General features: G+C 48.9%; 24 protein-coding genes. 1 reads left to right on the forward strand and 23 read right to left on the reverse strand.

The window, feature by feature from the left end:
* The first annotated feature begins 240 nt into the window (after positions 1 to 240).
* Positions 241 to 1155 (forward strand): LysR family transcriptional regulator, encoded by a 915-nt coding sequence (locus QZT18_RS03985; protein WP_294144791.1) that lies wholly within the window; start codon positions 241 to 243, stop codon positions 1153 to 1155.
* Positions 1156 to 1241: 86 nt separating this feature from the next.
* On the opposite strand, the gene QZT18_RS03990 is transcribed toward QZT18_RS03985, so the two are convergent.
* From QZT18_RS03990 to QZT18_RS04100, 23 genes are all read right to left on the reverse strand, one after another.
* Positions 1242 to 2549 carry an MFS transporter gene (locus QZT18_RS03990; RefSeq protein ID WP_294144793.1) on the reverse strand — a complete coding sequence of 436 codons (1308 nt, stop codon included), beginning with the start codon at positions 2547 to 2549 and terminating at the stop codon, positions 1242 to 1244.
* Between the two features lie 440 nt (positions 2550 to 2989).
* The gene (locus QZT18_RS03995) at positions 2990 to 3607 is read right to left on the reverse strand and encodes an MmcB family DNA repair protein (RefSeq protein ID WP_366925787.1); all 618 of its coding nucleotides are present in this window, start codon (positions 3605 to 3607) and stop codon (positions 2990 to 2992) included.
* A 164-nt stretch (positions 3608 to 3771) separates the two neighbouring features.
* Positions 3772 to 4710, reverse strand: a complete 939-nt coding sequence (locus QZT18_RS04000) for a hypothetical protein (protein ID WP_294144795.1) — start codon at positions 4708 to 4710, stop codon at positions 3772 to 3774.
* Entirely contained in the window at positions 4697 to 5182 is a 486-nt protein-coding gene (locus QZT18_RS04005) for a sigma-70 family RNA polymerase sigma factor (RefSeq protein ID WP_294144796.1), read from the reverse strand. Before QZT18_RS04005 ends, QZT18_RS04000 begins: the two co-directional genes overlap by 14 nt.
* A gap of 341 nt (positions 5183 to 5523) precedes the next feature.
* On the reverse strand, positions 5524 to 6480 hold the full coding sequence (locus QZT18_RS04010) for a hypothetical protein (RefSeq protein WP_294144797.1): 957 nt from the start codon (positions 6478 to 6480) through the stop codon (positions 5524 to 5526).
* 2 nt (positions 6481 to 6482) lie between these two features.
* Complete coding sequence (locus tag QZT18_RS04015) at positions 6483 to 8201, reverse strand: hypothetical protein (protein ID WP_294144799.1); 1719 nt, start codon at positions 8199 to 8201, stop codon at positions 6483 to 6485.
* A 72-nt stretch (positions 8202 to 8273) separates the two neighbouring features.
* The gene (locus QZT18_RS04020; RefSeq protein ID WP_294144801.1) at positions 8274 to 9602 is read right to left on the reverse strand and encodes a cell wall metabolism sensor histidine kinase WalK; all 1329 of its coding nucleotides are present in this window, start codon (positions 9600 to 9602) and stop codon (positions 8274 to 8276) included.
* 54 nt (positions 9603 to 9656) lie between these two features.
* Entirely contained in the window at positions 9657 to 10328 is a 672-nt protein-coding gene (locus tag QZT18_RS04025; RefSeq protein ID WP_294144803.1) for a response regulator transcription factor, read from the reverse strand.
* Positions 10329 to 10351: 23 nt separating this feature from the next.
* Positions 10352 to 12583 carry an ABC transporter substrate-binding protein gene (locus tag QZT18_RS04030; RefSeq protein ID WP_294144805.1) on the reverse strand — a complete coding sequence of 744 codons (2232 nt, stop codon included), beginning with the start codon at positions 12581 to 12583 and terminating at the stop codon, positions 10352 to 10354.
* Between the two features lie 169 nt (positions 12584 to 12752).
* Positions 12753 to 14372, reverse strand: coding sequence for a polysaccharide biosynthesis protein (locus QZT18_RS04035; RefSeq protein ID WP_294144807.1), 1620 nt, complete (start codon positions 14370 to 14372; stop codon positions 12753 to 12755).
* A gap of 149 nt (positions 14373 to 14521) precedes the next feature.
* The gene (locus QZT18_RS04040) at positions 14522 to 14653 is read right to left on the reverse strand and encodes a hypothetical protein (RefSeq protein ID WP_294144809.1); all 132 of its coding nucleotides are present in this window, start codon (positions 14651 to 14653) and stop codon (positions 14522 to 14524) included.
* A gap of 15 nt (positions 14654 to 14668) precedes the next feature.
* Positions 14669 to 15148 carry a 23S rRNA (pseudouridine(1915)-N(3))-methyltransferase RlmH gene (rlmH, locus tag QZT18_RS04045; protein ID WP_294144811.1) on the reverse strand — a complete coding sequence of 160 codons (480 nt, stop codon included), beginning with the start codon at positions 15146 to 15148 and terminating at the stop codon, positions 14669 to 14671.
* A 1-nt stretch (position 15149) separates the two neighbouring features.
* Complete coding sequence (locus QZT18_RS04050; RefSeq protein WP_294144813.1) at positions 15150 to 16175, reverse strand: alpha/beta hydrolase; 1026 nt, start codon at positions 16173 to 16175, stop codon at positions 15150 to 15152.
* Positions 16176 to 16262: 87 nt separating this feature from the next.
* The gene (locus tag QZT18_RS04055; protein WP_294144815.1) at positions 16263 to 18224 is read right to left on the reverse strand and encodes a DUF6320 domain-containing protein; all 1962 of its coding nucleotides are present in this window, start codon (positions 18222 to 18224) and stop codon (positions 16263 to 16265) included.
* Between the two features lie 22 nt (positions 18225 to 18246).
* Complete coding sequence (locus tag QZT18_RS04060) at positions 18247 to 18744, reverse strand: GNAT family N-acetyltransferase (RefSeq protein WP_294144817.1); 498 nt, start codon at positions 18742 to 18744, stop codon at positions 18247 to 18249.
* 135 nt (positions 18745 to 18879) lie between these two features.
* On the reverse strand, positions 18880 to 19578 hold the full coding sequence (locus QZT18_RS04065; RefSeq protein ID WP_294144819.1) for a response regulator transcription factor: 699 nt from the start codon (positions 19576 to 19578) through the stop codon (positions 18880 to 18882).
* Between the two features lie 22 nt (positions 19579 to 19600).
* Complete coding sequence (locus QZT18_RS04070) at positions 19601 to 20467, reverse strand: helix-hairpin-helix domain-containing protein (protein ID WP_294144821.1); 867 nt, start codon at positions 20465 to 20467, stop codon at positions 19601 to 19603.
* A gap of 106 nt (positions 20468 to 20573) precedes the next feature.
* A complete protein-coding gene (locus QZT18_RS04075) occupies positions 20574 to 21002 on the reverse strand; it encodes a DMT family transporter (RefSeq protein WP_227031696.1) in 429 nt (142 codons plus the stop codon).
* A gap of 63 nt (positions 21003 to 21065) precedes the next feature.
* Positions 21066 to 21809, reverse strand: coding sequence for an SIMPL domain-containing protein (locus tag QZT18_RS04080; protein WP_294144829.1), 744 nt, complete (start codon positions 21807 to 21809; stop codon positions 21066 to 21068).
* Positions 21810 to 22027: 218 nt separating this feature from the next.
* Positions 22028 to 22891 (reverse strand): bifunctional 5,10-methylenetetrahydrofolate dehydrogenase/5,10-methenyltetrahydrofolate cyclohydrolase, encoded by an 864-nt coding sequence (locus QZT18_RS04085; protein WP_294144831.1) that lies wholly within the window; start codon positions 22889 to 22891, stop codon positions 22028 to 22030.
* 47 nt (positions 22892 to 22938) lie between these two features.
* Positions 22939 to 23262: an AzlD domain-containing protein gene (locus tag QZT18_RS04090; RefSeq protein WP_294144832.1), complete on the reverse strand. Its 324-nt coding sequence runs from the start codon at positions 23260 to 23262 to the stop codon at positions 22939 to 22941.
* Positions 23262 to 23987 (reverse strand): AzlC family ABC transporter permease, encoded by a 726-nt coding sequence (locus QZT18_RS04095; protein WP_294144834.1) that lies wholly within the window; start codon positions 23985 to 23987, stop codon positions 23262 to 23264. The genes QZT18_RS04090 and QZT18_RS04095 overlap by 1 nt, the downstream gene beginning before the upstream one ends.
* 97 nt (positions 23988 to 24084) lie before the next feature.
* On the reverse strand, positions 24085 to 24345 hold the full coding sequence (locus tag QZT18_RS04100) for a hypothetical protein (RefSeq protein ID WP_125144399.1): 261 nt from the start codon (positions 24343 to 24345) through the stop codon (positions 24085 to 24087).
* Between the last annotated feature and the right edge of the window lie 37 nt (positions 24346 to 24382).

Raw genomic sequence — 24382 nt, forward strand, 5'->3', positions numbered from 1 at the left:
AGAGCCTCCGCTGTTACCGCTTTACCGCTTCGCGGAATGCTTTTTTCCGAACCGTTACTCCCTTTCTTTAGAATATTATTCTTTGTGCATTTTCACAAAAATTAAATTGGCCGCGCGCGCCTTTTTGTATTGTTATTATAAAAAATGTTTGCTACAATGTAAAAGATCAATAAATTTGCGTTGGTCATAACAATAGCTTATACCATGTTAAAAATACTCTTTTGGGGAAAGGAGTAGTTCATGAACACACAACAGATGAAGGTCTTTGTCGCTATTGCAGAAAATAAAAATATCACGCAGGCCGCGGGGAAACTGTTTCTCTCCCAGCCCGCTCTTTCCCGGCAGTTGACGCTCTTAGAGGAGGAACTGGGATGTCAGCTTGTCGTCCGTAACAACCATGGCGTGGATTTGACGCCTGCCGGTGAAGTCCTGTATAAAAGGAGCAAGAAGATCCAGGAAGATCTGCTTAATACGGTGGAGGCGGTGCGTGAAGCGGCATCCGGGGTACACGGACAGATTAATGTCGGAACAATCTATACCGATTTCCCGCATCTGATACCGTATCTGGCCGACTTCCGAAAGCAGTACCCCCATATTATGATTAGAATTACACCCCAGGTGCCGAGTCAACTGTTAGAGCAGCTCGCACAGGGGACCGTCCACGTTGTCTGCCTGCGTCTCCCCATGTCTGATGTCAAAAACTGGCCCTATATCCCACTAAACAAAGAAAAATCAATGCTTGCAATCCACGAAACCATGGATCCCTGTCCGGATCAGAAGGAAATTCCCATCGAACTGCTGCGCGGAATTCCATTTTGCTCCGGCACAAACGTAGACCGGGAACGCCATATCTGGGATTATGCAAATTTACTGCAGGAGGAATGCCGCCTGCACGGTTTTGAACTGAATATGGCATTCGAATGCAGCGGCGTCATGAGCCGTATTATGCTCACCTCCGCGGGGCTGGCCGCCTGCTTTATCCCGGCAGAAATTACCAAGCTGTTTGACTGCAGGCGGATCCATCTGAAGGAGATAGCGGGAGTAACGGTCGAGACGATCCCGATTATCGCCTGGAACGACCGCACCTATATGAGCAGGCCGCTGCAGCTTTTCCTGGAGTATTTCCATAAACTGCAGGCCGGGCGGGAAGAGTGATTCGATGAAGTGTTCTATGCAAAAAAGTTCCGGTTTCGCAGTTTACAGTCTGCGAAACCGGAACTTTTTTGCACCTCTTCAGGGATTTACTCCCTGCTCTTTTTCCTGTTTGCCATCACCGCACAGATCGTGATCAGGATGATCGCGATTCCTGTGACTAAAAACCACATATGCACGCCTATTTTCTCGGCGGCCGGGCTGGCGACCAGCAGGCCGATCGGCATTGCCAGGGAACCGGCCATTCCCATAAGTGAAAAGGCCCGGCCCATTTTTTCCGGCGCTATCGTCTCCTGCATATAGGCCACGATAGGAATACTGTGTATATTACCGCTTGCTCCCAGCAGACCGCAGAAGAAGGTGAACATCCACCACCCCCACATGGTCGGCGGCGTAAGGCCGCACAGGGCCGACATGATCCCGATTGCAACGAGGCCGATATAGGCCGTCTTGATCTTATCCTTTACCTCTATCACACTTCCCAGAAGTACGGCGGAACCCATCATTCCAACTGCGAACGACAGTTCCACCGCGCTGGCATGCCAGGCTCCCAGGTTAAAGTAGCTGCTGGTCATCAGCGGATAAAAGGAGGACAGCGGAAGGAAAAAAATCATGCTGAATGTCTGAGCCGCCATGAGAATCAGAAGCTTCGGATCTTCCAGATAAACCTCCGCCCCCTCTTTAAGCTCCCTGAAGAATTTTCCCTTTTCCCTATCTTTCTTCTCTCCGTTTCCACTCTCCTCCCCTGCTTTTGCAACAGGAGGTATTTTAACTGCTCCCAGGAGCAGACTGGCAATGACCGCTCCCAGCGTATCCGTAAGCAGCACAAGAGGCATCGGCAGCGCTGCAAAGAGCGCCGCTCCCAATACAGGTCCCAGCATAAAGGCGCCGGACTGCATAAACTGGCTCCAGCCGTTGGCCTTTACAAGGCTTTCTGAGGGCACCAGCTGAGGGATAATCGCCCTGATGGACGGCTGATGAAAGGTGTCACCGATTCCCCTTAAAAAGAGAACCAGAATTGCATATTCACAGGGCACATCATAGTTCCACATGAACCATGCAAATACCATGGCCGACAATCCGATAAACAGGTCCGCACAGATACAGATCGCCTTCCGGTTAAAACGGTCCGCCAGCACTCCTGCCACAGGACTTAAAAACGTCATCGGCAGAAAAGCCGCCAGTCCTGAAATTCCAAGCATCATCGGTGACTGTGTCTCACTGGCCAGCCACCAGATAAGCGCAAACTGTACGGCCGAACTGCCAATCAGCGAAACCGTCTGCCCCACTGTAATTGTAAAGAAACGCTGTTTCCATTTGCCGCTGCTACTGTTGCTGCTATTGATGTTACCGCTGTTGTTATATCCGTCACTATTTCTGTTATTTTTTTCCGTCATATTTAAATCTCCATAATCATATCTGTTGTCAGTTCCACTCTCCCACCGACATCCTTCCCCGCTTTTCCGCTCTGTAACGGCGGCATCAAAAAAGCAGGACCCCTCAAAGGTTTCCTGCCTAAATCTACAGATATAAAAAGCGGCCGCTCCGACCCATAAAGCCACGGAACAATCCCACAATAAATTGGATAAACAGCCGCGCATCTCAGTCTGCACGTCTGCCGCAGTTCCGGTAGACTTCCATCCAGAGTATCCGGGATACCCCTCCATAATGGTCTATAACTTTTTATTCATCCGCAAATCAGGTACAAGAAAAAAACCTCCGAAAAATCAGGATTCAGTTCCTTTCTCATCTTAAACGGATAGAATAAATCATTATATACCTCCCTCTGTCAAAACTGTGTCCAGTATATCAGAGTCTCTGTTCCTTGTCAATCCTGTTACTTTCCCAATTCCGATTCCCGATACGCCTCTAATTCCTCATCCCACAGTGTATAGTCCCGCTCAAACAATTCCTCGCATATCTGCGGTTTTAAATCTTCCCATTGCATCTTCTCAAGCAGCTTCTGCCGGACGAATTTCTTGCTCTTCCGTTTATAGGCGGGCAGATGGTTGGCTGCAAGCAGATTCTGTAGTTCCGGGCGCCAGAGGAGTGTAATCTGATGCTCCTTCTTCATTTTCGGATTGGGTGACGCGGCTTTTTTCTCGCTGATGACAATCTCACCCCCCATTGCCTCCACCACGAGAATCCCCCACCAGGCCGGAATGTGTTCTTCCACATGTTTTACATGGGATTTGCCGATGACCACATAATTTTCGTCACAGAATTTGTCGTAATCCCGGATCTGTCTCTTCAGGCGCTCATATGTATCGGCATCACTCTTAATCTCCAGGCCAATCAGACGGTTCTCCGTCAGCATAATAATATCGGCCCTGGATCTCCCCATTATCTTTTCTTCAAACATCCTGGTCTTTCCAAAACGCTCCTCCAGATAATCAAAAAGCGGTTCGCGGATATCTCTGTCATAGAGCACTGCATTTATTGTCTCTGTTTCCATACTGATTATTTCCTTCAATGATCGGCGTACTTTGCCCCGATGCAAAAGGGGCAGCCTGTCTGTTTCAATATCCGGCGGGAGCAGTCCGTCGGTCCCTCGCTCCCGCCGCCGATCTCGAGTATAACAAACCTGTTTTCAATCGTCAATCCGTGTGAACAGAAACATCAATCGTGCAATTTGTATTCTTCCCCATTTATAACAACCGCCTCCATCTCACCTGAATCCAGCGCCGATGAAAATTCGATTGTCATCCTGCTTCCCTCCCCGTCCGACCATGAAAATGAAATCCCCGAAACGATGTCATTCTCATCCGTGCCGTTCACTTTATCATAGAGCCGCAGTACACGGCCGTCTTTCATCTTCAGCAGGATTTCCTCCGCCGGGCAGTCCTCCAGTTCGGAAATAGAATTGTCCATGTACAGGGTAAGGCCCATGCCGGAAATTTTTGCTTCCAGGCATTCCGGTATTTTTATGTCATCCAATGCAATTTCACGGATGGCCGACGGCCCTCCAATCACAAATTCTCCTATCGTTTCCGAACTGTAAATCCCCTTTTCCCTGTCCCAGACGAAAAGATTGGCTGATGAACTCAGTTCCCCGGACTCTCTCAGATTCATTCTGACGGAAACCTCCACGGAACCATCTTCCCTGTCTTTCAGTTTTGTCTCTGATGATTCGGCCGATAATGTCCCAAATGTAATCTGCCTGAGCAGGCCGTCGCCGTCAATTGCACTTCCATCCAGGGAAGACACCCCGAATTTTGCCAGCAGGATCCTCTCGGTATAGCTGTAGCCCTCAAACACAATTTCCATGTTTTTATAGGTGATCTTCTGATCGGATACCAGTACGTATGTATTGTTGATTTCTTCCGTCACCGGGTCACCGCCGTTGTCAAAGAAAGAGCGGAAAAAGCGGATTGGGCCTTCACCCGTCATGGCATAGGCTGCCGTTGCCGCAAACATCATAATCGCCGTTGCCGCAATACACGCCAGGATTGGTTTGCGAAGTTTCCTGTGCTGCCTCCGCCCTTCCGGCTGCATCTGCCCCGCATTCGAAGCATGCAGCTTTGAAAACGTTTCCTTGTATAAGTCACTGTTCTTCATCCCACACCTCCTGTAATTTTTCTTTCAGCATCTTTCTTGCCCTCAAAAGCCTCGTGCTCACCGCTGTTTCCCTGATTTTAAGAATCTGCGCAATCTCCCTGATTGAGTAGTCCTCATAATAATAGAGATGCACAACAATGCGGTAGTTTTTGGACAGAGACATTACGGCCGTAAAAAGTTCGCTCTGTTCCTTATCCTCAAATTGCAGCGTGTCCGCATACTCTTCCAGGTTCTGGCACCTGCTCCGCCACGGCGAAAATAAAAGTTTCTTGCACTCATTGACAGCAACCCGGATTAACCAGTTTCTCCTGTGTTCCTCCGATTCAAAAATCTTTTCGCTGCAGTAATACTTCATCAGCACATTCTGTGTGATATCATCGGCATCATAGCTGTTTTTCAGGTAATTATATGCAATTGCAAAAATACGATCCCGATACCGATTTGCCGCCTCTATCATGTCTTTTTCCAACATATCCGTGACGTTCTCCTTTGTTTTTATCGTGTCTAAACACTCATTACGGTTCATTCCGTACCCGGTAACAAACACGCTTCACTTATAATACCTTTCAGGAAGGCAAAATATCACATCGCGGAATAATGGCTGTGAATCGTAACAGCGTGTTACATAAAAACTGTTGGCGGTAATGCCGCAATCCGCAGCCCGCCAACAGCTTAAATGACTCTCTATTCACCGAAAAGCTCACCATCCAAACCGGTCAGTTCACTGAACGGAATTTCAAATGTAATGTAATCTCCTATGGAATGGGGAACCCCTAAAACAAAACCAAGCGTTCTTTCCCTGCTTGATAACTCCTACCGGCAGAACAGAATAATATATTCCGTACCGTACATCTCCCTGTATTCTTCCGGCAGTTTCTCAAGATAAAAAACGGTCCCGCTTTCATATTCGTCAATTGTGTTATTCCGCATCCCGTTAACCAATACCGGAACCGAGTTTGTCCCGTCGGTGAGAATGCCGCTTAAGGATCCTTTCTCATCACCGGCTATGGAATGCATGTTTCCCCGAACACGGTAACGATTGGTATTCTTGCTTAATGACTTCCGGTCCACCGTGACCGCCATCAGTTCCGAAAGAGAGATGTCGGTCAGGCCATCCATGTTCTCATAAATTTTACATTTCATCTCGTAGGGACTCATTTGCATGGTAAACTGGCTGTTGCTCCGCATTCCCTCCGGAAGAGATTCGTTCGCCGCCAGACAGTCATACGGACAGTTGTACCCGTTTATTCTCTTAAACCAGTAGCGGCTCCGAATCTGATTCGAATCTTTTTTAATTACCTCCGAGACACCGCGTCCCACCTCCTCCGGGAATTCTCCCGGATCTCCGCTTAAAAGACAGCAGGCAAACCGGACCATACGCTCCACCTCTCCCGTGTCAAAGTCTTTGCGGTTCTTCGTTTCGTATCTTATATATCCCACGGCATTGCCGTCAATGTACTGAAAGCTCATATCCTTATAGGCAGAATAAGCGCTTTCCTTTAAAGTTACGGTAACTCCGTGATCTTCATAGCTCAGCTCACATCCTTCCAGACCGTTGTCCCATTTGCCGTACAGGCTTGTGACCGCGTTTTTCAGTTCAACGGCGCTGCCGTAGACCGGTTTCTGTCCGTCCGTATGCAACTCTTCCGTCTCCCCGCAGTAAACCGTCATTCCCATCCCCAATATCAGTAAAAGGCAGATGAGCGGAAAAAGGCAGTAACGTAGTTCCCTGCCATGTCTGGCCGTATCATCCCGTTTTAACTCTCCCATACTCACTCCTCCCTGCGCTCTACCGCCTTTTCGATCATCTCTTCAAAGACTCCGCTGTCGTCTAAATCACAAAGATACCCCCGCTGCCCCGTCACTTCCATGGTGATGGGCAGCCCGTTAATATCGGCGGATACACCGGCGTCGCCGCTGCTGCCGACCGCAAGCCGGTTGTCGAGAACCAGCAGTACGAGGCGGCTTTTTCCCTCTTCCAGACCATGATACAGTTCATATCTTCTCTCATGGCCGCCTGATTTTACTCTGATATACAGAAACTCTTTGATCATTATGGATGCCGGAACCGCCTGAATGGAGACCGCATCTCCCAAATCCATTGGAACCGTTTTCCCCAGCGCCATATTCCTGATCCCCCGGCGGACAGGCTCTGCCTCCTCCGAATTCATCCATCTTTGTGTGATTTCAGGTTCGTCTTTTCCGTCCTCATACTCACACCGGACTGCCACGGCGTCATCCCAGGGCATCCACGCAACTTCCTCAAGGATCCGGTTCCCCTCCGATTCCCGTCCCGGATCGATGATCTGGTAGGACAGAATCCGGCAGCCCTCCTCCATTACCCGCAGCTTCAGTCTCTGGTAATTGGTCACGGGGGAAATATCCTCCCTGTACTCTATTTCAAGCAGAACCATACCGTTGTCCAGGAGTTCCCTGTTGACCAGCTCCATGCCGTCCGGGCTGTAGAGCTTCATGCCGGAGATTTCCTCTTCGGTAAATACAATGGAATCGCTTGACCAGTCCTCCTGCTCATACGCCGAGGTGTCATTTTTTCCGTAGGGATAACTGTATTCGTGAACCGTATTCCTGTAATTCTCATCACTGCCCAGATACTCCCATATCCTGCTTCCCACCTGCCTGTCGGTAAAGCGGTACCGTTTTTTCTCTCTGACATGCGCCGCCTCCCACTCCGGCTCCTCCAGGGTACCCAGATAAAAATACAGATAATCCTCTGCTCCCAGTTCCCCGGGCGACAGAAAGCCGCTTCTGGCCGTGTCCGAATTTAAACAGGCCGCGGACGCCATTGTAAAAAGCCGGAAGATTTCCCCGTTGTCCGCCTCCTCGATAAATGCCTGCCCGTACTCCCTGTTTTTTACGGTCAAGGGTTCATTGCCCTCCCAGTCATACGGCGCCTCATTCGTAAACCGGGTCAGATACCAGTTTCCGTTGGATGCCTGAATAACCCCCAGCCAGATATCCCGGTACATGTCATCCTCCGTCTCTTTGGAACCTTCATGATAACTGTAATCCCTGCGGGTTACTTTCCGGTGGCCTCTGGACTTAAAAAGTATCTCACCGCTGTCCTGCCATATCACCTTTACCGGTTCGGCAAATTCAAAATTATGTAAACTATCCCAGGCCGATTCCACCATTTTGTCATACCCGGAACGGGCCCCCAGCGCGTCCATAAGCTGGTTATACCGATAAATCCGGCGGACCTCCTCCGGTTCCTGTGAGGTTCCCTTGCCTGTCTTTTCGATAAAATGGTACAGGCTCACCTTTTTCGGATATTTTCCGTCACCGCTGTTCAGTTCCTCAATGCACTTTAGGGCGGCCGATTCCGGTGTTTCCAGATATCCGTCGTATTTGTGGAAATTGTAATCATCCAGCCTGTGAAAACCTGCTGTGGCAAGTACCACAAATGCCGCGATAAGCGCATAAATATAAACCCAGGTCCGCCTGCCGATTTTGACTTCTTCGCTGTAAAACACCGGTTTGCCGCCTCCCCCTGCCCGTAAGTACGTTTTTTCTTCAAAGCCTGTCCGCTATAATCTCTGCTTCAATTATATGTCATTTTCACCATTTTTGAAATACGTAACTTGGTTCAGAACCGGAAGTTCCAGCACAAAGGTGCTTCCGCCTCCGGCCGTATCCTTCACGGTCAGCTTTCCCTGGTGAAGCCTGACAAGCTCCGTGGCAATACTCAGCCCCAGCCCATAATGCGTCTTGTCATTCCTGGACTTATCGGCGCGGTAGAAACGGTCGAATATCCTTTTTTTATCTTCATCCGAAATACCGCATCCATGGTCTTCCACTTCGATAGAAACATGCTTCTGGTCCGACCGGGCGGTGACGGATACCGCGCTGCCCTCCGGCGAATAGCTGGACGCATTATCCGTCAGAATCATCAGAATCTGTTCCATGCGCTGCCGGTCCCCGGAAAATACGGGCAGCTCTTCCTCCGGCAGCCTCAGTTCAAACGGCTGTCTCTTTTTCCGGCACAGCTCCGACAGGGAATCATAAAGCGAGATAAGAAATGTATCCACGCTCAGAGGCACCATCTTCATTGTCCATGTACTTGCATCCGCCAGGGCCAGTTGAAGCATATCGTCGATGAGCACGGTCATACGCTCCCCTTCCTTCTCTATCCCAGGAAGAAACTGCTTCGCCTTCCTCTCATCCATGGAAACGGCATGAATTCCCGCCCGTATAACGGTCAGCGGCGCACGCAGTTCATGGGACGCCGCGGCGATAAACTCGCTCTGCCTTTTCAGACCTGTTTCCAGAGGCTTTAAACTTCGGTCCACAAATGTCCGGCAGATTAAAAACAGGATAACAAGCCCCATGAGATTGACGGTTGAATACAGCAAAATAGAACGCCGGTAAAACTGTCTTTCATCGGTCAATGACTTCAGGACAAGAATCTTCTGCTCCTTTCCGGATTGCTTTTTCAGGTAAATACTCCCGTAATAATGCTCTCCTTTTTCGCCATAAATAGAATAAACCGGACTCTTCACCTCTCCCTGGCCAATTTTAAGTGAATTCCCGGGGAATCCGTCCTGTTCTGCAAAAAGCTCAAGCTTTTCAAGCAGTTTTTCCCTCCCGGTAGGCGGTGTCCAGGCGCCTTTAAACGACAGGGGGACAGCGTTACTATAAATAGAAATGATAAGATTCCCGTTTATTTCACTTTCAGACAGCCAGGCATGGGTAATTTTACTGCTGTCTTTGACAGCGTCCACCACATTTCCAAATGACGCCTGATACCCTCTGATATTATTATTTTCATACTGCTTAAACGATAAAAATAACAGTCCCGCTACAATTACGGTCAGCAAAAGTCCGGTAGCCAGTACATAGGCGACAATGAGTTTTTTTCTTAACTGCTTTACCATGACCGCATCCCTTTCTTTCCCGCTTCGCGGAATACATCCCGAATGAACAGTATCCTACTCCTTAAGGGAATATCCAACCGACCTGACCGTCCTGATAGTTACACCGCTCCCCACCTGCTTAAGCCTTCTCCTGAGAAAATAAATATAATTATCGAGATTTCCTTCTTCCACCGCGCTGTCCAATCCCCATACGCGGTTTAACAGCAGCTCCCTTGTCAGTATCTGCCCCTTGTTTCTGATTAAAAATTCCAGTAGATCCATCTCCTTTTTGGAGAGTTCCACCTTTTTTTCGCCCTTTGATAAGACCCGGTTGGAGAGATTTAATACTAGATCTCCGAACTCAAGCTGCTTGTTAAGCTCCATTTTAACCGGGCGCCGTTCCAGTGCGCGGATTCTGGCAAACAGCTCCTCGGGCGCAAAGGGTTTAACAAGATAATCATCCGCTCCCGCGTCCAGTCCGTCCACCCTGTCTTCCAGCGTTCCGAGGGCCGTCACCATAATAACGGGAGTGGTAATCCCCTGTTTTCTCATGAGCTGCAGTATCTGTATTCCGTCCATCCCCGGCAGCATCCGGTCCAGAATCACCACATTATATACCTGCCTGTTCAGATAATAAAATGCATCCTGGCTGTTTTGGCAGATGTCGGCCAGGTATCCTTTTTCTTCAAACCAGAATCCCATGAATCTGCACAGTTCCAAATCATCTTCAACCAGTAAAATCCTCACGGCATTTTTCTCCTTTCCGTGCCTTATTCCTGAAGGTACAGCGTCATTTTACCCATTAATTCCTCCACCGCCTGATCAAGTGATATTGCTCCGTCAAAATAATTTCCCGAATAGGTCAGCAGAATCTCTTTTAATTTTCCGTTTCTTCCCGCAGAGTGTTCCACGCTCCTGCAGAATTCCGCCAGCCTCCGGCGCAGGGGCTCGCCGGGCCAGGAGGTTTTGAACTCATACGTTCTTCCGTCGATGCCGTCTATCGGGCCGCCGTATGCATCGGCCGAATTCCGTTCGGTTCCACATAAAAATTCCAGCGCATTTCCATTGACCGAAAATCCGTCATAAAAATCGGAGCGCTGCACCTTCTCCGACAGAGCGGTTCTCAAAAATTCAATTGCTTTCTCTTTATTTTCACCGGCATTATTGATTCCGATTGTGCCGTACGGCAGATAGGTTTTGTTCAGCACCGTCATATCCGCCATAAGCTCTCCCATTGCCTGCTCCATGATGGACGTACCCTGGCTGGATTCAAAAAAGCCCGCTGTCTCTTCGGAATGCAGGAATGTCCCCTTCTCCAGCAGCCCCCATATATTCGTGGGCCTGTTGTCCCTTGTGCCGTCGGACATACGGCTTCCATCAAAGATTTCCTTCATACAAAGGAGGAAATTCCTTAATTCCTGTTCCTTTATCACGCCGTCTTCACCGACCGCATCACCCAGAAATGCGTCCGCATAGAGGGAAAGAAATGCGTTCCTGTCAACAGTCCCGAATATTTGTCCGTTTTCATGTGTCTGAACCAGATTTGCTAGGGTATCTAATCGTCCTGCCTCCTGTAGCACTTCTTTCCTGCCGAAAGTCATGGGGAGCCCGATTTTTACCGGCACCGAGTAAATGCGCCCGTCCAGACGGCTGCCGTCCGCGATATTTGCCAGAAAATCGCCGGAGGAAATAAGAGATTCAACCACGTCCGTTATGTCTTCCAGGACCCCTTTTTCAATATAGGAGGTTTCCGATAATCCGTCTAAAATAAGAATATCCGGGCCTTTGCCCGCCAGCAGTTCCGTATTTAAAGTCCTTACATAGTCATCGGGAACCGCCCCGTCTCCCTCTTCCATCAGGGGTTCAAATTCCACCCTCACATCGGGATTCTCAATCTGATAGACACTGACCGCCTGCCTGATCGTCTGATTGTCATAAAGGCCGAAAATGGTAAGCACCGTCTCCGGTTCAGAAGGCATATCCGGCTGATAAACATAGCGGACAAGCTTGCTGGTTTCATCCATGGAGTCATAATAAACAAAATAATCATCCTCTTTTCCGCGGGCAAATCCGGTCGGATAAAACTGAGGAGAACCCATGGTATTTCTGTCCCCCTCCACTATCTGCTCCCAAATGTCCGAACCGTTTTTCAAAATCTGGATTCCTTCGTTCGAAACCAGGCTTACGTCGCCGTTTTCACCGGCAATCACCTTTGCCTCATAAAAGCTGTTCAGTTCAAGAGGGTACTTTGCCTTTTCCGTCCCCTTATCTCCATCATATAATATCAGGCTCCGGGATGCCTCGTCAATGACATAAAACTGGTTACGGCCGACCGTAAAATGGCTGCCGTCGCCTATTGTCTCTGCAATTTTGTGCTGCCCCGATGTATCATACAGGAGGAGCCTGCCACTCCCCGAGTCCAGAAGAAGATTTCCGTTTTCGAGTGCCGTGATCCTGTCCGGATAATAGGCATATCCTATTTCATTTTTCTCCTCCAGCAGGGGCATCTGGATTTCCCGGCCGTTTTCCCAGTCCTCCGTTACAATAATCCGATGCCTGACCGTTACTTCCTCATCATCCTCATCCGAATAGACCGCATACAGCCTTTTATCCTCTCCGTACGAAATATCGGCCCTGCCGTATTCATATGACAGCTCGAGCCGGTTCAGCCATCCGCATTCCTTTTCTTCCCATGACATATCCTCCGAGAGCAGATAACCGGTGAACTCCGTCACCCCATTTATGTCCCTCCGGGTAAACAACAGCGGTTTCCCGTCCGGCCCGTCCTGGAAGCTGATTACGGAATCAAATGTAATTCCCTCCGGCAGCGGAATTTCACTCTCCACATATCTTCCCATGGCCTGGTTTTTCTGTTCTCTGCCCGTGTCCTCCCCCGAACCGGACACTACTTTTCCATCCTTTCCGCACCCATACAGGGTGGCTGATATAAGTAAAAGTGACGCCGCTTGCAGGAGCGCCCTTCTGCCTCTGAATTTTATCATAAAAATACTCCTTTCCGGCTGAACATCGCCAAACAACTTTTTATGATCGGCATTCTATCACCGCTGTCTCTAAATCATCTCAAATACCGGAGACTCTTTTCATTGGCAAAAAATGCACATACCGGCAAAATACCGTACCTGCGGCCGTTGAGGCCGCTGATACGGTATTTTATAAAATCATTTTTATTAATAACTTTCCGCCCGGAAACTCCAACGCCTCCTCACGTGTAATTCCCTTAAAATTAATCACTTCAAAAAAGTAAAGCAGAATGCTGAACAGGACGGATATCAAAATGGCTGTCACATTACTTTTAACATAATGGAAAATCAGGGCATAGAGCCCCCGTCCCAGCGCCCCCATGATGACCGCGCTCAGCAGCGGAATAAAAAATACTTTTCTGTACTTATTACGGTATTTTAAGTGCTTGTTCAGATATAACGCATTCAAGATCATAACGATAAGCGGAAACAGTACATTTCCTAAAACTAAGGCAAATACTCCCATCGGTGTATACCGCAGGCAGATGCACACGGCAAAAACATGGATCACCAGGGCCGCCGCAGAATTGATTACAGGAATTTTCATTCGATTGACTCCCTGTAAAACGGTGCTCGTGGTTGTTGAGTATGCATAAAAAATCACCGCACACGATCCCCAGAACAGCATCCGGCTGCCCAGGCCAATGTCATAGGACGGGAATAAAAGCTGTAATATGGGCGTTCCAAACGCCATCAGACCGATTGCGCTGGGAATGGAAATATTCATATTAAACAGAAGCGCCTTATCAATATTGGCCGTAACCCTCTTACTGTCTTTCGTTGCGTGGGAGGCCGCGACACCAGGTATTAACGAGGCGGAAAACGCAGTAGAAATGGCAATCGGCACACTGATCAGTAATTTATATAACGTGCTGTAACCTCCCTGGAGGGCGCTGATTTCCGCGGCCGATATCTCCTTCTTCCCCATAAGGCCGTTGAACAGCGTGATATCAATAATTCCGCTGATTTGGTAGATGGTCTGGCTTAAAATTATAGGAATCATCGTGGCAATGATAACGAGATAGATATTTAATGTTTTGTTCACCGGCTTATGGTCACACCGGATTTGCTTAAAAAGCCGCGGAAGGTTAACTCCCATAGCCAGCATCAGAAACAGGAGGCCGCCGAGCGCTCCGATACAGGTGCCTAAGGTTCCGCCCGCCGCCCCCCATGCAGCCTGTCTGTCAAGATCCGAATATAAACCTACAAAATAAACAGCCGCTCCGATGCTGACAAGGGCATTGATAATTTGCTCGATGATCTGGGAAACGGCAGTCTGAACCATGTTGCCCGTGCCCTGGAAAAAGCCCCTCATCACTCCCATCAATGAGACAAAAAAGATCGTCGGCGCCAGTATTTTTAACGATACCGCAATCCCGGTATAATTGCTGAAAAAAGCTTTTTCTACCCACTGTGCATTGAAAAACAAAAACAAAGCCGCAATCCCGCCCGAAATCGCTGAAAATATCATCGCATTCAGCAGACACTTACAGCCGTTCCTGTATTCGGAACGGCTGAACTTTATGGAAATCAGTTTAGACACGGCGGTCGGCATACTGTAGGAGGACAGTATCAGCAAAATATTGTAAACCTCAAATGCGGCGGAATAAATTCCCATCGCATTCTCACCAATGATATTAGCCATGGGTATCCGGTAAAGCAGCCCTATGATTCTGACCACCACCGATGCCATAGCCAGTATGCTCCCCTGTTTTATGATATTGGAATTGATTACGTTTTCTTCTTTCATCCTGTTCCCTTTTACTTTATGTTTATGTTTGAACCATATTACTTCATTGGAAGATATTTGTCAAATTTTGGAAGATCCATCCTTTCCACAAAAAAATCCCAGGCCGGCTATAACCGTCAACCTGGGATTCCTTATTATTGTTAAAATTATCATTTAGCCAACTCCAGAAATGCTTCCATATTTTCTTCAATCAAAGTGTCTGCTGTCATTTCTAACTTTTTTTCTCTTGCCTCTCTGATTCCTTTTATCGCTTCGTATTCCTCAAACCTATTTTTTAGCAATCATGCTTCTCCCCGTCATTTGTGATACGGCTCTCCATTGATAATTCTGTAGCTTCTGTATATCTGTTCCAGCAGAATCACCCGCATCAGTTGATGCGGAAACGTCATTTTTGAAAAACTCAGTTTATAATCCGCACGGCTCAGAACCTTCTTAGACAGCCCCAATGAGCCTCCGATTACAAACTGGATATGGCTCTCACCCCTGACGCCCAGACCGTCTATCAACTCCGCCAGTTCCTCCGAGGATACCATGCGGCCGTCGATGGCAAGGGCTATGACATAGGCTCCGTCTTTTACATGGGAGAGGATTTTTTCCCCTTCCTTGTCCTTTATCTGTTCCTCCATCACCTCGCCGGCCCGGTCGGGCGTCTTTTCATCGGCCACCTGGACGATCTCCAGTTTACAGTATCGGCTCAGCCTTTTACTGTACTCCGCAATGGCATCCTCCAGGTATTTTTCTTTGATTTTTCCTACCGTAATCAGTGTGATTTTCATGTTATAAAATCTCCCGTTTCAGAAAGGCCAGCAGATTCAGTCTTGCCCTGTCTTCCGTATCTTTTCTTCTTCTTTTTACCTTCTTCACTACTTTTCCCTGGGGCGCAATGCGGATCTGGTAGACGATTTTCATAAATTCCCCTACCTCTTCCCAGGCCTCGCGGCTCTCCGGTATCAAATCGAGTCCCATCTGGAATACATGGAACATTCCGTCATAGACAGAGGTCCGGACCCGGACACCGGCCTTCTTTGCCTTTTCAGAGACCGACTGTGTGTCACTCAGGAGAACCTCATAGCTTCCCACCTGCATCAGCATCGGAGGAAATCCCGTATAGTCGCCAAACAGTGGAGACAAATACGGATTCTTCGGATCGGCGTCTCCTATATAACTGCACTGGTAAAGCATATTTTCCTTGGAATTGCCAAACAGGGGATCAATCTCATAATTGCTCTCATACGTTTCTCCGCTCAGTGTCACGTCTGTCCAGGGAGACATAGTGATAATTCCTCCGGGGAGCGGCAGTCCGTGATCCTTTGCATACATGCAGAGAGCCAGAGCCAGTCCCCCTCCCGCCGAGTCGCCCGCCACCACGATCTGATCCGGCTTGTAATTCTTTTCCTCCAGAAGCCACCGGTAAGCGTACACCGCATCCTCCACAGCAGCGGGAAACGGGTTTTCCGGAGCCACTCTGTAATCAATCGTCAGGACATCGGCGCCGTAACTGAGTTTTGAATACTTCACGGCAAATCTTCTGTAAATATTCTTCATCGGTCCGATATACCCGCCTCCGTGGAGCTGGAGAATCACCCTTCCGGTCACAACGCTCTGAGGCCTTAAATATTCCATTACAAAATTATCCGCATCAATTAATTCATATAAATACTCCGCCGGACATCTCCACGCCGGCTCTACCGGATTCTTTCTGAACTCACCCGTCTGAATCGGCTTTTTAAGCGCCGTCTCCATTACATCATTCATCATATCCCGGGTCAGGTTTCCTATCATGCTGACATTTTTCTTGCGCATCTGTTTTCTCTCCTTTAAATATCATCCTGGTATCTGCCTTCTCCCCGAGCCAAAAAGTCCGATTCATCGTCCAAATTAACCGGGTAATTAGAAATAAAACCTTCTTTTCAGTTCCTTTTTCACACTTCTGTCCCCCAGGATTATCGTGATAAACAACACCGAAACCGACAAAATCACGGTAATGACGGACATCAGCGGACTTGTAATCAACCCTGCCGCCCACAGAATCAGCGGAATAAAGCTGAAAATTGTTATTGCAATCTGGTACATAAAATAGCTTTGCCAGTTCAGCCTGTTAATCAGAATCAGAAAGACCACGGCTATTACATCGAATAAAATCAGGCTGGGAATCGCATAATTGAATGACCACCGGCTAAACCCCGTCATATAATCGATAATCACCAGCAGAACCTGCACTCCAAGGGACTGCCGGATGAGAATTCCCGCCAGACTGGCCCTTCTCATTATGGAGTACCGGAGCGTCATTGCCACATAGGCGATACTCCCTATCGCAATCAGTGACCACCATGTTTCCGTGATGCCATAGGTCAGGACGTTGACGAGTCCCGTTATGGCCGCTGCGGTAAACAGCACCAGATAAAGGATATTGGTCAGTTTTTTAAGCTTTCCCCGGTCGTAACTGATGGATGGGTAATTCCCTTTGTCATACTTCTGATCCACCGCCCCGTTGCTTTCAAGCTCCGCCGCCGCGCCTCTCTCTTCCAGGAAGCGGAAAAAATATTCCTGCATTTTGAGGTCGCCGACCGCACTGTTAAACGACAGATAGATTTTGTCCCGGAACGCGATCACTCCGCACTTCATCTTCTGCTGCCTAGACACGCCGATCAGTACATGGAAATTCTCCACCATGTCTTCATACTCCGGCTTCAGCGATACCGGACCCAAATTGGAAAGAGTCATCGTATATGCCTTGCTGCTTTTCAGAAACACCGCGTTCATGGCGATGTTTTTGACAAAGAGAGGGACGATTCTCACATACCATTTTTTCTCATTGGACACATTGTAGGAGATCGTTTCCTCCAGCCGTTCTTTCACAATTTTCTCATCCATCTGCCTTCCGACTTCGGCCAGCACATCCTCAAACCGCTCCGGCGCTTTCCCGGCAGGCCACGCTATGTTGGTGACGGAAAAGAAATTCGCCATTGTCTCGGAATCAAAAAAGCTACGGAGGTTAATCGGCAGGTTTAACGCGGCCGGACGCTTCAAAGTCTTCCCATCCGTATAGACCTGAATCAGGGACCAGATTAACGCAGCCGTCAGGTATTTCGTGATACTGACCCCCTCTTTCCTGCATACGGCCTTCAGAGCGCCGAGAGGGATGCTCCCGTGCAGAACCGACTGGCAGTCTAACGGCAGATATTCCCCATCGATGGAAAGAGCCTGTTCGGTCTCGTAACGTTTATGGGGGCGCTTGCTGTAATGCCTCAGATAACCGTCCTCCTGCATCCGTTCTATTTTTCCGGTCATTTCCTGTGTTTGTCCCGTTTTTCCGGTTATTTCCTGCGTTTGTTCCATTCCTCCGGCCGCTTCTGCCGATCCGGCATATTCTGCTTCCTGAGAATTCTCTTTTTTTAGCACTTTAATGTACAGCTCCAGATAATGTTCCGTCATTTTCTTCAGGAAATTCAAAGCGCCGAGGCCGTCCGTCAATCCGTGGAACACCTCAAAATTAATGCGTCTGCCATAATAGCTCACCCGGAACGGAAACCTGTGGCTGGCATGGGGATCGATATATTTACATGGATAGGTCCCCTCCTTCTCCACCAGAGGTTCCCTGTTATTTGTCTCAAAGTAATTCCAGAAAAATCCCTTGCGCAGTTTCACACGGAAATTCTCAAATTCCGGGAGCGTCAGCTTCAGGGCCTGCTCCAGAAGTTCCGGTTTTATCTCATTTTTCAGTGATACTGAGAGCCGGAATACATTGCTTAAATCCTCCCCGGCTACAGCAGCAAACAGTTTTGCCGTATTGTCCAGTTTTCTCCAGCGCGCCCCCTGTATACGCGGTTTTACTCTGTCCTTCTCATCCACGATTTAAGCCTTTCCAAATGTTCTAAAATTCCAGAAGCATGTCGTACCATACGGCGCCGCCATGAACCGACTGTGATACCCCAAGGTTTACATAACCAAACTTTTCGTAATAATGAATCAGTCTGTCTTTACAGGTGAGAATCAGGCCTTTTCTTCCTTTTTTCCTGGCATCCTCTATCAGGTGTTCCATCAGCAGAGCCGCCACGCCCCGGTTCCTGTATTCCGGAATAACATCCAGGCCAAAGACACTCTGATACGCTCCGTCCGCCTTATGCAGGCCGACATTCTCAAACATCTCGTCACATATTGTCCTTTCATCCGTGACACATCCGTTGATAAATCCAATCAGCTCTCCCTGAAACCCGGCGATAAAAAAGCTGTCGGGAAATGCCTCCAGTCTCTCTTTCAATGCCTCCCGGCCTGCTGCCTCGGCAGATGGAAAGCATCTTGCCTCCACCTGTGTCACTCCGTCTAAATCATTTGCCTCTGCCTGTCTGATTGTGATATTGAAAGCTTCCATTCTGCTTTTCCTCCATTTGGTATAAAATGCTGTAAGTTCTGCATCATAGGATCGTCAAAGAGCCTGCACACCGGCAGACTCTTTACCAGGACAGACCGTCGAACACGCCTGCCCTGCTCTCTATGTTCTGAACCGCTAAGCTCTGAAATAATACCCCACTCCCCATTTTGTATGAACATACTTCGGTTCACTGGGACTTGGTTCAATCTTTTCTCTCAGACGCCTTACATGTACATCCACCGTACGCACATCGCCTCCGGCGGCCGCCTTATTTCCCCAAACAAAGCGCAGCAGCTCTTCCCTGCTGTAAACTTTATTGGGATTGCAGACAAAAAGCTCTAAAAGGTCGAATTCTTTGGCCGTCAGATTGATTTCCTTCTCTCCGATGAAAACGCGTCTGCTGTCCGTATCCAGTTTTAAATCCGCCGCCTGGATTACCTTGCCGCTGCTCTGCTCTTCCTTCTTTGACTTCTTGGCATTACGCCTCATAATCGCCTTGATCCTGGCCTTTACTTCCAGAATGTTAAACGGCTTTGTTATATAGTCGTCCGCACCGTATTCCAGGCCGAGAATCTTATCCATGTCTCCGCCTTTGGCCGTAACCATGATAATCGGCACCTCGGAAAATTCCCGGACTGCCTGGCAGACTTCAAATCCGTCAAACTTCGGCAGCATCACATCCAGAAGTACAATATCGTACTCCGTCTCCTTTGCCATCCGGATTGCTTCCTCTCCGTCATAGGCACAGTCCACTTCCATTCCATCCTGCTCTAAACTGAATCTGATTCCTTTTACAATCAGTTTTTCGTCATCCACAACTAACACTTTTGCCATACTTCCACCTCATACTTATACTTCACACCGTGATGTCTTCTTTTATCTTCTGAAAAGCGGCTTCCTTAATCCCGGAAACCTCCATGATATCTTCGATTCTTGTAAATGGGCCGGACTCCTGACGGTAAGCGATTATCGCCTCCGCCCTTGCCTCACCGATCCCTTTCAGGGTCATCAGCTGTTCCTTCGCCGCCGTATTCAGGTTCACTTTCGCCGTCCCGGTATTACTATTACTCCGTTCCTGGAAACCTCCTGCACCGGCTGCCTCTTTCTCCTGCGTCCGCCCGGTTGACTCCGGATATTCCGGATATGTGACTGCCTTCCGGCTGTCCCACTCCCCGGCTTCTTTCCGGTTCGGAACCTGGATCTTCATGCCGTCTTCCAAGGACTCCGCCATATTGAGAAAATCCTGCGCCGCATCTTCGGTAAAACCTCCAGCCATGTCAATGGCCTGGTAAATGCGGCTTCCCTCTTCCAGGTCATATACTCCCGGAACCGTTACTTCACCGCACACATGTATAAAAATCCGGCCGGTTGTTCCGCCTGCCGTCCCGTCATCTTCTGATACTGTTCCCGGTTGGGAGGACTTTGCCTCTGCCGCCGGATTCCGCCCGCCGTCATCCGGCTCACGTACTGCCTTCGGCGCCGCATCCTGGTCTCCTGCCGCGGTTTTATCAGCGATTTCTACGGCATCCCCGGATTTCTTCGCGGCATTGCCGGCAATTCCCACATCATTCTCCGCCGAGGCGCCGCTATCCTGATAACCGCTGCACGCAAGCTCCGTTGTTCCGGCGCTGCTATTCCATCCCACATTGTAGCATATGACCGCCGCCAGCATCGCTATGCCGGCAACCGCTGTTTTTATCATTCGTGCTGCTTCTTTTTTCATATGTAATGTACCTCCCGTTCATTCCGGAAGATACTGCTTTGCCCGTATTTCTATTCTAACTAAATAATTTACCGAACACAAGCGAAAAATGAAAGAATTTGTTCCGCTACCATCGGAATACTACAATACCTGCAATGGCAATCAGGGCGCCGATGGCCTTTCTCCACTCAAATCCAACCTTCTCCACGCCGAAAAGTCCCATTACTTCAATGCCGTAAGCCACAATTATCTGTGCCACTACGATCAGAAGAGCCGATTTTGCCGGTCCCAAGGTTCCCACACTCTTGATAACCGTATAGGTAATCAGGGCTCCCATGATACCTCCGACAAGCATATATTTCGGTTCTACCTGAAACAGCCCGCCCACCTCGCCACGGCCTGTGAAGAACCACATAATGATACAGGCGATAAGGGCGCTGAACTGAACCCAGCCCGAGGATACCCATATACTTGTCTGTTTTGTCACCTCTGTGTTAAAAACTCCCTGCACACTCATCAAAGCGCCGGAAACCAGGGCAATGATTATTCCCCACATAAATAAAACCTCCGCATTCTATTCGATATCGCTTAGTATCTCATAGACGCGGAGGTTTTATACTTATTCAATCGAAAATTCTACCGCAATATTTGCTTCGATTTCAACTTCACCAGGCATAACGCCCATATCCATCGCACCTGACTCTTTGGCCGCCGCACCTGCTCCGGCTGAATATCCGTTATAGCGCGCCACCTGGTTATTGCCGTATTCCTGTATATTGACAATCTTGCCCAGCATGCATCCGCCCGCATCCGCCATCGCCTGCGCCTTTACCTTTGCGGCATTAACAGCTTTTGCAAGAGCTTCCTGGTACGCCTCATCATATTTACTGGACATATAGTTGACCGCATCAATTGAATTTACGCCCGCATCCACGGAATCGGAGAGAAGCTGCCCTACCCGGTCAATCGCTATATTGGAAACCGTTACCTGGGTGGTCATCTCATATCCGCTGACGGTCTTTCCGTCTTCCCAGTTATAAATGGGGCTCATTCCGTAATTGGAGGTCTGAATCGATTTTTCTTCCACTCCCAGCTCTTTTAACAGATCAAGCACCTTCTGCAGATCCGAATTATTCTGTGTCTGGCACGTCTGAGCGTCCGACGCCTGGGAATATACGCTGTAAATAATCTCTGCCATATCAGGCTCCACTTTCACCTGCTCCCTGCTGCTTACGCTTATCACATTGCTGTCGATATTCTGAACCTTAATTGACTCCGGCATCGTCGTGCTTCCACAAGCCGTAAGAGAAAGGGCCCCTGCGGAAATAAGAACGGCCGCCAGCCCTGCTTTTAAATTCTTCATAATAGTTTCCTCCTCTTCTTGCTGAAAGCTCCCGGGGACTGCCGCTGTGAGTGAATCCCATAAAACCGGCCGAGCGCGCCGTTTTTTGATTCATAGGACGTAATTTCCTGTGAATTAAAAAACATCCCCGCCTTCCAGCTATATCCATTATAACTGAAAGGGCAAAGGGATGTGTTTCTTTTACCTTAACTTTCCATATCTTATTTCTGAAAATATTCTTACCATTTATTTCCCGCTCTCCCGGCCTCTTCCTGGGCCAGGGCCGCGCTCACGAGACGCCGCGCCAGTACGGCCGTCGTCACATTGCCGATGCCTCCGGGCACGGGAGTTGCGCAGGCGGCTACAGAACTAATTGCATCAAAATCCACGTCCCCGCACAGGTGCCCGCCCTCATCCACGTTAATTCCAACGTCAATGACTACCGCTCCCTCCTGCACATAGCTTTCATCGATCATCCTCGCACTGCCGGCACAGGTGACAAGGATTTCCGCCCTCCGGCAGATATCCTGCAGTTCCAGCGTTTTCGTATGACAGACCGTTACCGTTGCATTTTCCTGAAGCAAAAGCATGGCAAGCGGGCGTCCTACCACCATGCTCCTGCCCACCACTACCGTTCTTTTTCCCACCACGGGGATTCCGTAGAGCTTCAGCACATTCATCACCGCTTCCGCCGTACATGGCGCAAAACCGGTGCTGTCTCCGCTGAACACCTTCGCAATATTGACAGGGGAAATGCCGTCCAAATCCTTCATCGGATCGATCATCCTCTCAATATCCTCCTGGATAATCTGAGGCGGAAGGGGACGCATTACAAGAATTCCATCGATGCCGCCGTCTTCATTAATCTTTTTGAACTCCTTTTTAAACTCCCTGTCACTGATTTCCCCGGGAAAAACAAATTTTTCCACTTTGAGTCCAAAGGCGTGCATCTTCTTTACGGCTCCCGTCTCATAGGAAATATCATCCGGGCTGTCGCCAACCCTGACAATGGCCAGTTGCGGAACTCTTCCCAGTTTTTCAAGAAGCTCTTCCACCTGTACTTTCAATTTTGCTGAAACTTCAGCCCCTCTTAACGTAATCATTCTGTCCTCATTTCAACTGTAATGCCTAGGATATATTCATCCCGCGGTCATAACACCATTCCTGTTGCGACCAGTTCCAGCAGATAAACTGCAATAATAGCGGCCACGGCGACTACCACCAGGCTCTTTCCCCTGTAGCCGAGTATCACTGCCACCAGTGTTCCTCCCGCCGCCGAATAAAAATGGCCGGTTGAAAAAAACACATCGGGGAAGGTCAAAGCCCCCAGCACCGCATAAGGTGTATAATCCAGAAAGGACCGTATAAATCTGGATTTAATCTGTTTTCTGAAAATCGTCACCGGAAGGACTCTGGGAATATAAGTGACAAGCGCCATCAGGATAACACATATTACTACTCTTGTGAGTTCCATCAGTCATTCCCCCTCTCTTCACAGTCTTCCGGTTGTCCCGGGAACAGCCAGGCTCCCAAAGCAGAAGCCGCCACCGTGGCCAATATCACCCGGAACCCCGATGAGATGAATCCAAACACGGGAATATATTTCAGGATGCAAGTCACTGCGACCGCGGCCACAATCACACACAATACGGCCATGGACTTTCTGGCCGCCGGAATAATCAGCGCGATAAACATGGCGTAAAGCGCAATCCCCATCGCATTCTGCAGAGCCTGGGGAAGCAGGGTGGATATCGAGCCGCCCAAAAGTGTCCCCAGATTCCAGCCCAGTATGGGCATTGTCATCAAACCGAACATAAAAGGCGCTTTTAAGTTCCCTTCCTTCAGGGAGCTGACGACAAACGTCTCGTCCGTAATCCCGAATGCCAGAATCAGCCTGTCAAGGGTCCCTGTCGTCCTTTCCAGTTTCTGAGACAGGGAAAGGGACATCAGCATATACCTGATGTTAATAACAAATGTGGTCAGCGCAACCTCAAAATATCCGGCTCCGGCCAGGATCAGATTAGTTCCCGCGAATTGTCCCGCACTCGTTAAGTTGGTCAGGGAAATCATCACGGCCACCCATACGGGCAGTCCCCCTGAAACCGCCAGAAAACCAAATGTAAATGATACGGGAAGATATCCCATTCCAATGGGAATGCCGCTTTTCAGCCCTTCCCTGTATGCTCTTTTCCAACTCATTTTTCTACTTTTCCTTACTCTGTTAAAACATTTTTGACCGATATGCGCATGGTATAATGTCCATTTGATGATTATACCATCCCCCCGCTGTGGGAGTCTATTGGTATTTTTCGTGCTGGGTGTTCAGCCATTCGACTCCGCTCACAATTCCCTCCTCGGTAAAGGGAAAATACTCGCTCGTCTTCTGCTCCTCCGGCGTGGCGTCGTAGCCGTATGGCTCCGGCCAAGACGTAACTTTCAGGACCGTTTCTTCCTCTTTCGACGATTTTTCCATGCGGTACCGCATTCCGGTATCACTGCCGGTAAAATTTTCTTTTTTCAGGAAATTGACCGGCATAACATTTTTACGCTCAATCATAGCCTTCTCTCCCTGTCTTTAAGACCTGCTCTGTCCC

The organism is uncultured Clostridium sp. (assembly GCF_900547735.1).
Taxonomy (GTDB): domain Bacteria; phylum Bacillota; class Clostridia; order Lachnospirales; family Lachnospiraceae; genus Otoolea.